Raw genomic sequence first — 13873 nt, 5'->3', positions numbered from 1 at the left:
CAGCTCAAAAGCGATGACCAAAGGAAAGCACTAACTTCTGGTTAGTGCAAGCTACCGGTAAGCGCTGCGCTCGCGTACGCTTGGGCCATGACCGGCATGACCCAGGAGCAGCAGGACGACCTCGCCTACGACGTGTTCGCCAAGGCCTGCCCGTCGCGCGGCACGCTGGAGCACGTCACGGGCCGCTGGGGCGGGCTGACGCTCGGAGCGCTGCACGAGGGCTCGCTGCGCTTCAACGAGCTGCGCCGCCGTGTCGACGGCGTGAGCGAGAAGATGCTGTCCCAGACCCTGCACGCGCTGGAGCGCGACGGCCTGGTGCACCGCGAGGCGCAGCCGACCAACCCACCTCGCGTGGACTACGAACTGACTCCCCTGGGCCGCCAGGTCGCCGAACGGCTGCTCGCCCTCATCCACTGCGTGGAGGGCTCGATGGACGACGTCCTCGCGGCCCGCGCGCGTTACGACGAGACGCGCGGCGGCCTCTGACACGTCGGGCAGAAGTAGCTGGACCGGTTCATCCAGGAACGCCGTCGCATGGGCGTACCGCACCGTTTGCAGGGCATGCCCTCGCGGCCGTACGCGTCCAGGGAGCGGTCGAAGTAGCCCGATTCCCCGTTGACGTTGACGTACAGGCTGTCGAAGCTGGTGCCGCCGACGGCGAGGGCCGCGTTCATCACGTCCCGGACGTGTCCGAGGAGCCCGGCCGTGACCGGGCGGGTGAAGTTGGCCGTCGGGCGCTCGTAGTGGATGCGGGCGCGCCACAGGGCCTCGTCCGCGTAGATGTTGCCGACCCCGCTGATCAGCGACTGGTCCAGCAGGGCCCGCTTGATGGTGGTCCGCTTGCGGCGCAGTGCCAGATGGAAGGCCTCGTCGTCGAACAGCGGATCGAGGGGGTCGCGGGCGATGTGCGCGATGACGTCGGGCAGACCCTCGGTGGTGTTGTCGTGCAGCGACAGGCCGCCGAAGGTGCGCTGGTCCACGAAGCGCAGCTCGGTGCCCAGGCCGTCGGCGAACCGGACCCTGATGCGCAGGTGCTTCTCGTCCGGCGCCTCGTGCGGCTGCACCAGCAGCTGGCCGCTCATGCCGAGGTGGGCCAGGACGGACTGGTTCGTCTCCTCCAGCGGCAGCCACAGGTACTTGCCGCGCCGGCTGGGCGTGCCGATGTGATGGCCCTTGAGGCGGTGCGCGAAGTCGTCGGCGCCCGCGATGTGCCGGCGCACGGCACGCGGGTGCAGCACCTCGACGTCGGCGACGGTGCGGTGGGTGACCCACCGCTCCAGACCGCGCCGGACGACCTCGACCTCGGGCAACTCGGGCATCGAAAACCCCCGTACGGACCGGTGGGATGAACCGAGCGCCCGGTGCGGAGCACAGGCTCCGCACGGGCGCTCGGGGTGTCGCTCTGGTCAGGCGGGCGCGGACGACGTGTCGTCCTTGACGGCCTCCTTGGCCGCCTTGGCTCGCTCGTCCGCGGCGGCCCGGATGGACCGCCAGGCGGACTCGGCGGCCTGCTGCTCCGCCTCCTTCTTGCTGCGGCCGGTGCCGGTGCCGTACGAGACGCCTCCGACGCGGGCGGCAGCAGTGAAGGTCTTCTCGTGATCGGGACCGGTCTCCGTGACCAGGTACTCGGGCACGCCGAGGCCTTCGGTCGCGGTGAGCTCCTGGAGGCTGGTCTTCCAGTCCAGGCCGGCTCCGAGGTTCGAGGACTTCTCGATCAGCGGGTCGAACAGGCGGTGCACCAGTTCGGAGGCCGCGTCGAGGCCCTGGTCGAGATAGACCGCGCCGATCACCGCTTCGAGGGTGTCGGCGAGAATGGACGCCTTGTCCCGGCCGCCCGTGCCCTCTTCACCGCGGCCGAGCCGGATGAAGGCGCCCAGGTCGAGTCCGCGCCCGACCTCCGCCAGCGCACGCGAGTTGACCACCGCGGCCCGCAGCTTGGCCAGCTGGCCCTCGGGCAGGTCAGGGTGGATGCGGTACAGCGTGTCCGTGACGACGAGGCCGAGGACGGAGTCCCCGAGGAACTCCAGGCGCTCGTTCGTCGGCAGACCGCCGTTCTCGTACGCGTAGGAACGGTGGGTCAGCGCTCGCACCAGAAGGGCGGACTCGAGCCGGTAGCCGAGCCGCCCTTCCAGAAGCGTGTGGGACGAGGCCTGGTTGTCCGCCTTCTTCTTGGCGGGTGCGTCCGCCTTGGCGTCTTCCGCCTTCTTGGGACTGGACACAGTGCCTCTCACCAGCCCGCTCAGACTTCGAGGACCTGGCGCTTGTTGTAGGTGCCGCAAGACGGGCACGCAATGTGCTGCTGCTTGGGCTCGTGGCAGCGCTCGCACGCAACCAGGGTGGGGACCGCAGCCTTCCACTGCGACCGGCGGTGGCGCGTGTTGCTGCGCGACATCTTCCGCTTCGGAACAGCCACGGCTACTTCTCCTGCTTCTCGTCGACGCCCGCTTCCGCGTCAGCGCCGCTCATCTCGTCCTTCTCGCCGTCTTCGAGTGAACCGGCGAGTCCCTGCAAAGCCGCCCAACGGATGTCGACGGCGTCGTGGTGGTGGTCCCGGTCGTCCGCGAGCCGCGCTCCGCACTCGGAGCACAGGCCCGGGCATTCGTCCTGGCACACCGGCTGCATCGGCAGTGCGAGCACCACCGCATCGCGCAGCAGAGGTTCGAGGTCGAACAGTCCGTCCTCGAGGAAGAACCTGTCCTCGTCGTCCTCGGCGTCGTCGCCCGGTTCCGCGATCACACGGCCCCGGTCGTCGGCGTCAGGGTACGTGAACAGCTCCTGGAAGTCCGCTTCGAGCTCCAGCCCGACCGGCTCCAGACACCTTACGCACTCCCCCTCGGCCTGTGCACGGGCGGTGCCTGTGACGAGCACACCTTCCATGACCGACTCGAGCCGGAGTTCGAGCTCCACCGGGGCGCCTTCCGGCACTCCGATGACTCCCTGGATGCCGAGATCGGCGGGAGCGTCGATCGTGCGGGACAGGCGCTGCAGCGCGCCAGGACGCCGGCCCAGCTCGTGCGTGTCGAACACGAGGGGGTTGCGGTGGTCGAGGCGGGCGTTGGAAGCCATTCCTGCTTTCGATCTTCAAACTCGGAGGGACGCCACCCGACGGTGTTCCCGGGCAGCGTTGATCGCGGACGTACGCGCGACCGAAGAGCCAGGATACTGGACCTTTCGCTCAGGGCCCAATCCGGTCCCTCGCTACAGGCCCCGGCCCTGTTCGTACGCGCGCAGCTGCTCCGCGCTGATCATGCTCGTGTCGAAGAGACTGGTCTCGTCGAGGGCGTAGCCCTGCTGGGCCTCGGGCTGGTGCTGGGCCTGCTGCGGGTCGTAGACGGCCTGCTGCTGGTCGTAGCCCTGGAATTGGGCAGCTCCCGCCGCGTAGCCGGTGGTGGAGGCGTAGGGGTCGGCCTGCTGGTAGCCGTACGGGTCCTGCTGGGCGTAGTCGGGCTGCTGCGGGAAGCCCGCGTACGGGTCGGGCTGCTGGTAGGCATAGGCCGGCTGCGGCTCGTACGACGGCTGCGGCGGCTCGGGCTGCCGCGGTTGCGCCGGGCGCTCGGCCGGGGTGTCCGCGAGGGCCGCGAGGTCGGCGAGGTAGTCCGCATCGCTGGAGTGCTGGAAGGTCGTGGTGTCGTCGGCGAGGGCGCCGAGGTCGTCGGTGGCGATCCGGCCGTGCAGCTTCTGCCGGCCGCGGCCGACCGCCTCCAGGGTCTTGGCGAGGACCGCCTCGAAGGCGCCGAGCTTGACGTCGACGTACGCGTCGGCGTTGTGGCGCAGCGTCTCCGGATCGTGGCTGCGCTCGGGGGCGTCCTCGTCCTCGTAGCCGTTCTCGTCCAGGCCGGGTCCGGTGCCGAGCAGCTTCTCGCGGCCGCGGCCGACCGAGCCGAGGGTCTTGGTGAGGACGACCTCGAAGTTGGCGAGCTTGGAGTCGACGTAGTCGTCGGCCTCGGCGCGGACCTCCTCGGCCTCGGTGCGGGCCTCGGCGAGGATCCGGTCGGCCTCGGCCTGGGAGCGGCGGGCGATCTCGGTGTCGGAGATCAGCGAGCCGCGCTCGGCGTGCGCGTTCCCGATGATCCGCTCGGCCTCCAGCCGGGCCTGCTCGACCATCTGCTCCCGGTCGCCGATCAGCTCCTGCGCCTGCGCGAGGGAGCCGGGCAGGGCCTGGCGCACCTCTTCGAGCATCGCGAGCAGCTCGGCGCGGTTGACCACGCACGAGGCCGACATCGGCATGGACCGGGCGCCGGAGACCGCGGAGACGATCTCGTCGAGCTTCTTCTGGACGTCCACCTGTGCTCGCCACTCTCTACAGCTGTGTTGGAGACGGACGGGACGACTGTAGCCCGTTCAGTCCTTGCGCAGACGCTTGTTGAGGGCCTCGAGGACGGGCGGAGGCACCAGGTGGGAGACGTCGCCGCCCCAGGCCGCGACCTCCTTGACGAGCGAGGAGGACAGGAAGCTGTAGGTCGGGTTGGTCGGCACGAACAGCGTCTCGACGCCGGTGAGCCCGATGTTCATCTGGGCCATCTGCAGCTCGTAGTCGAAGTCGCTGACCGCGCGCAGGCCCTTGACGATGGCCGGGATGTCGCGCTGCTTGCAGAAGTCGACGAGGAGGCCGTGGAAGGCCTCGACCCGGACGTTGCCGTACTCGGCGGCGACCTCGCGGATCAGCTCGATCCGCTCGTCGATCTCGAACAGGCCCTTCTTGGACTGGTTGATCATCACCGCGACATAGACCTCGTCGTACAGACGGGAGGCGCGGGCAATGATGTCGAGGTGTCCGTTGGTGATCGGGTCGAACGACCCGGGACAGACGGCGCGGCGCACTTGTGATCCCTCGCTCTCCGGTCCGGTCATCGTGCGTCTTCGCACGTAGAGGCGGCGCGACCGTACCAAAACGTTCCCTCGCCGTAGCGGCGGGCCCGGATCGCCTCGAAGCCGTCGGGCCAGCGGAATTCACCGCCTCTGGTGCTGCGCTCCACGGTGACGAGGGCTTCGCCCGTGAGCCAGCCCTCCGTGCGGAGTGTGAGCAGAATCTCCCGAAGATCGTCGTCTCCGACGGCGTACGGGGGGTCGAGGAAGACCAGGTCGTACGGTTCGGCAGGGGGTGCCGTTCTGATGATCTGTTCCGCTTTGCCTGCTCTCACCTCGGCGCCGGGCAGGCCCAGGCTCTTCACGTTCTCGCGGACGATCTTCGCCGCGCGGGAGTCCGCCTCGACCAGGAGGGTGTGGCTCGCGCCTCGGGACAGGGCCTCCAGGCCCACGGCGCCCGAGCCTGCGTAGAGGTCGAGGATGCGTTCGCCGTCCAGGGGGCCGCCCAGCAGGGACTGCCAGGTGGAGAAGAGACCTTCGCGGGCGCGGTCGGAGGTCGGTCGGGTGCCTGTCCCTGGCGGGACGGCGAGGCGCCGTCCGCCGGCTGCGCCGGCGATCACGCGGGTCATCTTCGGTCCTTGTTCGGGGGTGGTTACGGATTCAGTTTGGCAGCAGGTTCGTCGCGGTCGCTCGCGCCCGCGCGGCGGAGCCGCACATCGACACGGCCACGCGGCCCTGGACAGGGACGCTTCACCCCTTGTCCAGGTACTGCTCCCGCTCCTCGTCCAACAGGGCGTCCAGGGCCGTACGCAGGCCCGGGAGGCGGTCGAGGGCCGGGTCGGCCGCGACGAGCGCCGCGGCCTCCTCCCTCGCCTCCGCGATGACCTCCTCGTCCTCGATGACCGCGAGGACCCGGAGGCTGGAGCGGGCGCCGGACTGGGCCTGGCCGAGGACGTCGCCCTCGCGCCGCTGTTCGAGGTCGATGCGGGAGAGTTCGAAGCCGTCGAGGGTGGCGGCGACGGCGTTCAGGCGCTGGCGGGCCGCGCCGGCCTCGGGCATCTCGGTGACCAGGAGGCAGAGGCCGGGCGCCGATCCCCGGCCCACGCGGCCGCGGAGCTGGTGGAGCTGGGAGACGCCGAAGCGGTCGGCGTCCATGATGACCATGGCGGTGGCGTTGGGAACGTTGACGCCGACCTCGATGACCGTGGTGGCGACCAGGACGTCCGTCTCGCCGGACGCGAAGCGGCGCATGACGGCGTCCTTGTCGTCGGGATGCATACGGCCGTGGAGGACCTCCACCGAAAGTCCCTGGAGGGGGCCGCGGCCCAGTTGGTCGGCCACGTCCAGGACGGCGAGGGGCGGGCGCTTCTCGGCCTCGTCCTCGGGGGACTTCTTCGCTTTCCTCGGGCCGTCCGCCTCGTCGACGTCGTCGCCGATCCGCGGGCACACGACGTACGCCTGATGGCCGTTCGCCACCTCCTCGCGCACCCGCTCCCAGGCGCGGGCCAGGAAGTGGGGCTTGTCGGCGGCGGGGACCACATGGGTGGCGATCGGCGAGCGGCCGGCCGGGAGTTGGTCCAGCACCGAGGTCTCCAGGTCACCGAAGACGGTCATCGCGACCGTGCGCGGGATCGGGGTGGCCGTCATGACCAGCAGGTGCGGCGGCTGCTTGCCCTTCCCGCGCAGGGCGTCGCGCTGTTCGACGCCGAAGCGGTGCTGTTCGTCCACGACGACCAGGCCGAGGTCGTGGAACTGCACCTTGTCCTCGATCAACGCGTGCGTGCCGATCACGATCCCGGCCTCAGCGGTGACGAGATCGAGCAGCGCCTGACGGCGCGCGGCGGCTCCCATGGACCCGGTGAGCAGCACCACCTTGGTGGCGTGTTCGGCACCGCCCAGCATGCCGCCCTCGGCCAGCTCGCCCATCATCTCGACGATCGACCGGTGATGCTGCTGGGCGAGCACCTCGGTGGGCGCGAGCATGGCCGCCTGCCCGCCCGCGTCGACCACGGCGAGCATGGCGCGCAGGGCCACCATGGTGTTGTGGGTGACTGTGAAGTGATCGGTGACGTACGCGTGGCTCCGGTGAGCGACGCTGATGCACTGGACCGGCTTTCGTCCCACGTACTCGACTGCGCGGATTCCGCGTCGGAAGGTGTTGTATTTCGGCCGGGGACCCACCTGTTCAGCCTTGCGCGTCAGCCTGAACGGGGCGTAGGCGTCGGGCAGGGAAACGGCGACGTTGAACGCGGACCGCTTCGGCAGGACCCGCGCCCGGCCTCCCAGGGAGCGCACCAGCCAGGCCACGTCGTCCGCGAGCCTGCGCGAGGCGGAGCAGAATGAGGCACTGAGGCCGCCCGTGTGGACGGTCCCGTCGGTGTCCATAAGCCCCTGGAGCACAGCGAGACGGTTTTTGATCGACGTGTTCTTGAACACTTCAGGAACGAACTCGTCGTGTGATGTCAGGTTCCACAAGCCCAGATCGCGCAGGGTTTGGATCACTGGATTCCGGGCCCCGCCGACACGTCGTGCGAGCTGGATTGTGTAGTCACAACGGGAGCCCTGCACCGACACCAACCGGCATTCTGGCGCCACGGCGGCTGCCACGGCATCGCGGATCTCGTCGTCGATCGTGGACAGACGCAGGTCGTGGCGGAAGGAGCCGTCCCCCAGGAGAAGGCCGAACAGGTAAGGATCCATCGGCAACGCCGAGTCGCCTCCGAGGTCGACGGGGGCTGCGGCCGGGATGTACCACTTCGAGGATCCGTTTGCCTCAAACGTGTCCAGGCGGATTTCCCGAGTCGTCATGATCTCGGGTGTCCGGCCCCGGTGCCGCCCGCAGCTCGTACCGACGATCCAGAGATGTTCGTCGTCGCACTCGACGGAACTTCCGTCGGAGAGCACCAAGCGCCAGACGTCGCGTTCTCCTTGCGGGAAGACACCGTCGATCAGCCCGACCTCCCCGTCCGGCACGATGACCTCGTCCCCCACTTTCACGTCGCCCATCCGACGGAAACCGGCGGGTGTGAGCACAAGCGAGTCCAGCGGCTGAGCCTTCCCGCTACCCACCTCCCCCTGCAGGAGCCGGTGCATCGGGTGCTCCGTCGCCAGGTCGTCGAAGATCTCCCTGGAGACCTTCTGCTGGCCGTCGGTGAGGGTGAAGGGCAGACGGTCGTCGAAGGCCGTCAGGAGGCCGTCGGCACCGGGCCTGCGCGCCACGGCCGGGAGTTGGGTGTCGGCGAACCGGCGGCGGGCCAGGGCCACCTGGAGGACGAACGCCTCGTCCCACTTGAGGCGGGCGCGGGCGTCGGCGATGTCGGCCTTGGTGTGCGGGCGGTGGATCTTGAGCAGGGCCTCGGGGAGGGTGACCAGTCCCCGGCCCTCGCGGAGGGAGGGCGGCAGCGGGTCGAGGGCGTCCTGGGCGCTGGGCAGCACCGTCTGGACGGCCTTGCCGATCTTCCAGGACTCCAGCTTGGCGGTGGCCGGGTAGATCGGGATCAGGGCGCCGGCCCAGGTCTCGACGGTCTCCTCGCTGTCGCCTCGAAGCAACTCGTAGGCAGGATGGGCGAGCTGGAGGCGGCGGTTGAAGACGGAGACCTTGCCGGCGAACATCGCCCGCGTGCCCGGCAGCAGCTCCTTGTGGGGTTTGTGCACGCCGTTGCCGAAGAAGACCAGTTGGAGGCGGCCGCTGCCGTCGGTGATCGTGACCTCCAGGCGCTGGCCCTTGCCCCGGGGCGCCTTGGCCGAGGCGAAGGTGTGCAGGCGGGCGTCGGCGACCTGGGCGACCACCGTGACATGCTCCTCCATGGGGAGGTCGGCGAGGTGGGTGAGCTGCCCGCGCTCCTCGTACCGGCGCGGGTAGTGGTGCAGGAGGTCGCCCACGGTGTGCAGGCCGAGGTGCTCGGCCATCACCTTCGCGGTGGCGGGGCCGAGCACCGACTTCAGTGGTTGCTTCAGCGGTTCTTCCAGTGCGGGCACGAGATCCATTGCACACCACCGCACCGACAATGCCGTAGACGCTGCCCCGCGAATTCCTCCCGGACTGCCGTATACGTCTGGGAAACCGCTGGTCAGGTGGCCCGTTCCGGCCCTAGGATGGCCCGCTCCGGCCATCCCCCGCGGTCACCGCCCCACCCGGGACCGCCCGACCCCGCGCCGAACGCACGCTCCCCCCACCGGCGCTGTGACGATGGACTCCCAGACCCCACAGTCATCCCAGGCATCCCAGTCACCTCATACGTTCCAGGTCGACCTGCGTGGTCTGGTGGACCTGCTCTCCCATCACCTCTACTCCAGCCCCAAGGTCTATCTGCGCGAGCTGCTGCAGAACGCGGTGGACGCCATCACCGCGCGGCGGGCCGAGGAGCCCGGCGCCCCGGCACGGGTGCGGCTGCACGCGTCCCGTGCGTCCTCCGACGGGGGTGCCACGCTGCGGGTGGACGACAGCGGCGTCGGGCTCACCGAGTCGGACGTGCACAGCCTGCTGGCGACCATCGGCCGCAGTTCCAAGCGTGCGGACGGCCTGCAGGAGGCCCGGTCCGACTTCCTCGGCCAGTTCGGCATCGGCCTGCTGGCCTGCTTCGTGGTCGCCGAGCGGATCCGGGTGGTCAGCCGCAGCGCCCGCGCCCCCGAGGCGCCGCCCGTCGAGTGGACGGCGAGCGACGACGGCTCCTACACCGTGCGGACGCTGCCCGACGAGGCGCGGCCCGAGCCGGGCACCACCGTGCACCTGGTGGCCCGGGCGGGCGCGGCCGAGTGGCTCTCCCCCGAGCGGGTGCTGAGCCTGGCCCGGGACTTCGGCTCGCTGCTGCCGTACGACGTCCGGGTGGGCGAGGAGGCGGTCACGGACCTGCCGGCGCCCTGGGACCGGTCCTATCCGAGCCCGGCCACGCGCAGGGTCGCGCTGGCCCGGCACTGCCACGAGCTGTTCGGATTCACTCCGCTGGACTCGATCGACCTGGACGTGCCACTGGCCGGGATCCGCGGGGTGGCCCATGTGCTGCCGGCGGCGGTCAGCCCGGCGCAGCGGGCCACGCACCGTGTGCACCTGAAGGGCATGCTGCTGACCGAGCGGGCCGAACAGCTGCTGCCCGACTGGGCGTTCTTCGTGCGCTGCGTCCTGGACACCGACAGTCTGCGGCCCACGGCCTCGCGCGAGTCGCTGTACGAGGACGAGACCCTCGCGGCCGTGCGGGAGGCCCTCGGCGAGCGGATCCGGTCCTGGCTGACGGGGCTCGCGGCCGGCGACCCGGAACGGCTGGCCGCGTTCCTCGCCGTGCACCACCTGGGGGTGAAGTCCCTGGCCCGGCACGACGGGGACATGCTGCGCACGATGCTGCCGTGGCTGCCGTTCGAGACGACCGACGGGCAGCTGTCCCTGGAGGAGTTCGCGCAGCGGCACCCGGTGGTGCACTTCACGCGGACGGTCGAGGAGTACCGGCAGGTCGCCCCGATCGCCTCCGCGCAGGGCGTCGGGGTGGTGAACGGCGGTTACACGTACGACAGCGAGCTGGTCGAGGCGCTGCCGTCGGTGCGGCCGGGCACGGTGGTCTCCGAGCTGGACGCGGACACCGTGACCGCGCACCTGGACGCGGTCGACCCAACCGAGGAACTGGCGCTGTCCGGCTTCCTCGCGGCCGCGCGCGCGAAGCTCGACCCGCTGGGCTGTGACGTCGTACTGCGCGCCTTCCATCCGCTGTCCGTGCCCGCGCTGCACCTGGACGACCGTTCGGCACGGCACGAGCAGGCGCGGGCCGAGGCCGAGGAGCGGGCCGACGACCTGTGGGCGGGCATCCTGGGCTCGCTGCGCGGCAGCGCCCCGCGCGCGCGTCTGGTGCTCAACCACCTCAACCCGCTGATCCGCAGGATCAGTTCGCTGCGGGACCCGGAGCTGATCGGCACCGCGACCGAGTCGCTGTACGGGCAGGCGCTGCTGATGGCGCAGCGGCCGCTCAGGCCGGCCGACTCGGCGCTGCTCAACCGGGCGTTCATCGGCCTCCTGGAGTGGGCCACACACGGGGAGAACGGTCGCTGATGAGTGACATCGAAGGAACCGACGGGATCGACGGGATCACCGACTTCGACGCGCTGCGCAGGGCGATGGCGGAGAACTCCGAGCAGCCGGAGGGCCCGGCACGCAACGCGCGCGCGGAGCGGCTGCTCGCCGAGGCCGAGAAGCTGAACGTCCCGCTCGCCGTGATCGAGGCGCTCGGGCACCAGCTGAAGGTCTACAACTACAGCTCCGAGAAGGACCGGATGTTCGTCCCGTTCGCGCGGCTGCTGCGCCTGTGGGACGAGCGGCCGGAGGACTTCGACGAGTACGAGGCGCACTCGCTGCACTGGGTCTTCAAATGGGTGTCGGCGGGCATGCTGGACCAGCCGCACATCCCGCTCGCCTCGATCGAGAAGTGGCTCGGCGAGATGGAGCACCGCTACCGGCTCGCGGGGCATTCGGAACGGGCCGTGCGCAGCGCGGAGTTCAGTGTGGCCGCGCACGTCGGGGACCTGGCGCGGGCCGAGCGGGCGTATGCCGCCTGGCTGGCCGCGGACCGCGACCGGATGGCCGACTGCCACGCCTGCGAGCTGCACGGGCAGGGCTTCTGGCAGGCCGAACGCGGCCGGGACGAGGAGGCGCTGCGGCTGTGGGGGCCGGTGCTCGAGGGCGAGTACAGCTGTGCGCACGAGCCGCACACGGTCCTCGCCTCCTCACTGGCCCCGCTGCTGCGCCTGGGCCGCCTGGACGAGGCCCGCGCCCACCATCTGCGCGGTTTCCGTCTCGTGCGCCCCATGGAGAGCATGCGGGGCGCCTACGCGGACCACGTGGAGTTCTGCGCGCTGACCGGGAACGAGGCGCGAGGTCTGGAACTGCTCGCCGAGCGGCCGGCGTACTTCACGGACACCGGGCATCCGCGCAGCCGGCTGGACTTCCTGGCCGTGGTGACGCTGCTGATGGACCGGCTGACCGGGCTGGGCCTCGGCGAGCGACGGGTGCCGGGCCCCGCGGGGCGGTCGTGGACGGCGCGGGAACTGGCCACCCACGCGCGCGCGGAGGCCCTGGAACTGGCCGAGCGGTTCGACCTGCGCAACGGCACGCCGCACGTCGGCGACCGTGCCCGCGCGCGCATGGACCGGTCTCCCCTGGTGGAACGGCTGCCGCTCGGCGTCCGCACGGTGCGTTCCGCGCCGGCGCCCTCGGTCACGCCCCCGGCGTCCGAGGCTCCCGGGACTCCGGCAGATCCCGAGACCCCCGAGGCTCCCGGCCGGCCGGACCTGACGGCACTGATCGCCGAGGCACGCCGGCTGTCCGACACCCTGCGTCCGCAGGCCCTGGAGGCCTGGGCGGCGGTCGCGCGGGCCGCCGAGGGCGTCGAACTGGACCCGCTCGACCGCGCGGAGATCGCCGACCACGAGGCGATGGCCCGCGGTCCCGAGGGCATCGACCTGTTCGAGCGGGCCGCGGCGCTGTACGCGGAGGCGGGCGACCCCGGGGAGGCGCTGGCGGCACGCGCGCGTGGCGCGTACGTACGCGCGCTGACGGGCGAGGTCGACGCGGCGCTGACGGCGGTCACCGGCCTGTACGACGAGGCGCTCGCGCTGTACGCCGGGGGGTCCACCGGAGTACGGCAGACGGCGTCGGTGGTGATGAGCCGGGCACGGATCCTCATGCGGCGGGTGCACGAGGAGACGCCGGGCGCGGAGGATCCCACGACGGCCGGGCCCGGCGTCACGGTCCCCGGCGGGGCGCCCGCGGATGCAGAGCAGGCCGTGCGGGAGGTGCTGGCGCTCGTCGACGGGCGCGCGGGCGACGACGTGCGGCCGGCGGCGCGGGCCGCCGAGGCGCGGGCGATGCTCGCCGAGCTGGCCGAGCGGTCCGGGCAGGGCCGGCGGGCGGCACGGCGGTTCCGGCAGGCCGCCGCCGAGTACGTGGGCGCCGGACTGCCGTGGTTCGCGGTGGAGTACGAGGTCCGGGCCGCGGCGCTGGCGCACGACCTCGGCGACTTCGCCGAGGCCGAACATGCGCTGCGGGCCGCCCTGGAGCACGGCGCGCCCTATGTGGAGCCGGCCGGCCGGGCCCAGCTGCATCTGCAGCTCGCCGAGGTGGTCGGCGGCCGGGGCGAGGCCGGCGAGGCGGCCGAGCACGCGCTGGAGGCCGCGCACTGGGCCGACGAGGCGGGCGAGAGCGCGACGCTGGGCGCCTGGGCGCGGCAGTCGCTGGGCGGCTTGCTGCTGCGCCAGGGGCGGTACGCGGAGGCCGCCGAGGTGCTGGAGTCGGCGCTGCCGGACCTGTCCGCCGAGACGCACGGCGACGGGTCCGTCGTACAGGCGCAGTGGTGGCTCGGCGACTGTCTGAGCGAGCTGGGTGAGCACCGGGCCGCCGCCGAACACCGGCTGCGGGCCGCCGAGATCGCCCGGCACTGGCCCGAGCAGCAGGACCACGCGACGCTCGCCCACCTCGCCGCCGAGTCCCTGAGCAACGCGGGTCTGCTCGACGAGGCGGACCGGGCCTACGCGCGCGCGGGCGAGTTGTGGCGGGCGCTGGGCAATCCGCACTTCCTCGTCCGCTCGCTGCGCGCCCGGGCCTGGCTCGCGCTGCGCGGGGAGTCCGGGGCGGAGGGCGCACGGGAGCTGATGGCGGACGCGGTGGGTGCCTGCGAGCGTGCGCTGGAGGCCGCGGCGGACCCGGCGGCGCGGGACCAGCTCGTCGCCGAACTCGGCAACACCCACCGCCAGTTCGGTGACCTGCTGGCCCGCTCGGCGGCCGAGGGGGCGGAGAACTCCGAGGACGACGACCGGGTGATCCAGGGCGCGTTCGAGGCCGCTCTGACCCAGATGGACCGTGCCGCCGAGCTGTTCGGCACGCTCGGCGCGGAGGGGCTGCACAGCCGTACCGGCGCCGAACTCGCCGCGGGCTGGCTGGAGGCCGACCTCGGCCGCCCCGACGCGGCGACGGCACGCGCGCGTGGCGTGCTCGCGGCCTACGGGGGTGCCGACGGGACGGACGAGACCGTCCGGGCGCGGCGGGCGGAGGCGGATCAGATGCTCGAGCCGGACCGGCCGGTGGAATGAC

The 13873-nt window shown here is 71.6% G+C and carries 11 protein-coding genes; 3 read left to right on the top strand and 8 right to left on the bottom strand.

Annotated elements, in window-relative coordinates; all coding sequences use genetic code 11:
- Positions 1-87 precede the first annotated feature (87 nt).
- Positions 88-486, top strand: a complete 399-nt coding sequence (locus AC07CM_RS26630) for a winged helix-turn-helix transcriptional regulator (protein WP_478878950.1) — start codon at positions 88-90, stop codon at positions 484-486.
- Here the strand turns inward: AC07CM_RS26630 and mutM are convergent.
- The 8 genes from mutM to AC07CM_RS26590 form a co-directional block, all read right to left on the bottom strand.
- A complete protein-coding gene (gene mutM, locus AC07CM_RS26625) occupies positions 459-1319 on the bottom strand; it encodes a bifunctional DNA-formamidopyrimidine glycosylase/DNA-(apurinic or apyrimidinic site) lyase (RefSeq protein ID WP_478878949.1) in 861 nt (286 codons plus the stop codon). The two genes, AC07CM_RS26630 and mutM, sit on opposite strands and share 28 nt — an antisense overlap.
- 87 nt (positions 1320-1406) lie before the next feature.
- Positions 1407-2231: a ribonuclease III gene (gene rnc / locus AC07CM_RS26620; protein WP_478878948.1), complete on the bottom strand. Its 825-nt coding sequence runs from the start codon at positions 2229-2231 to the stop codon at positions 1407-1409.
- Between the two features lie 8 nt (positions 2232-2239).
- Entirely contained in the window at positions 2240-2413 is a 174-nt protein-coding gene (gene rpmF / locus AC07CM_RS26615; RefSeq protein ID WP_003951102.1) for a 50S ribosomal protein L32, read from the bottom strand.
- A 2-nt stretch (positions 2414-2415) separates the two neighbouring features.
- Entirely contained in the window at positions 2416-3066 is a 651-nt protein-coding gene (locus AC07CM_RS26610; protein WP_478878947.1) for a YceD family protein, read from the bottom strand.
- A 132-nt stretch (positions 3067-3198) separates the two neighbouring features.
- Positions 3199-4284 (bottom strand): ATP synthase F0 subunit B, encoded by a 1086-nt coding sequence (locus AC07CM_RS26605; protein ID WP_478878946.1) that lies wholly within the window; start codon positions 4282-4284, stop codon positions 3199-3201.
- 57 nt (positions 4285-4341) lie between these two features.
- Positions 4342-4821: a pantetheine-phosphate adenylyltransferase gene (gene coaD / locus AC07CM_RS26600; RefSeq protein WP_478878983.1), complete on the bottom strand. Its 480-nt coding sequence runs from the start codon at positions 4819-4821 to the stop codon at positions 4342-4344.
- A 26-nt stretch (positions 4822-4847) separates the two neighbouring features.
- Complete coding sequence (gene rsmD / locus AC07CM_RS26595) at positions 4848-5435, bottom strand: 16S rRNA (guanine(966)-N(2))-methyltransferase RsmD (protein WP_478878945.1); 588 nt, start codon at positions 5433-5435, stop codon at positions 4848-4850.
- A gap of 121 nt (positions 5436-5556) precedes the next feature.
- Positions 5557-8793 (bottom strand): helicase-related protein, encoded by a 3237-nt coding sequence (locus AC07CM_RS26590; RefSeq protein ID WP_478878944.1) that lies wholly within the window; start codon positions 8791-8793, stop codon positions 5557-5559.
- 202 nt (positions 8794-8995) lie between these two features.
- Between AC07CM_RS26590 and AC07CM_RS26585 the strand changes: the two genes are divergently transcribed.
- Entirely contained in the window at positions 8996-10840 is a 1845-nt protein-coding gene (locus AC07CM_RS26585) for an HSP90 family protein (protein WP_478878943.1), read from the top strand.
- A complete protein-coding gene (locus AC07CM_RS26580) occupies positions 10840-13872 on the top strand; it encodes a tetratricopeptide repeat protein (protein ID WP_478878942.1) in 3033 nt (1010 codons plus the stop codon). Before AC07CM_RS26585 ends, AC07CM_RS26580 begins: the two co-directional genes overlap by 1 nt.
- The last annotated feature ends 1 nt before the right edge of the window (position 13873 follow it).

It is taken from the genome of Streptomyces sp. NPDC044061 (genome assembly GCF_056434305.1).
This window is presented reverse-complemented; position numbering and strand designations above follow the sequence as displayed.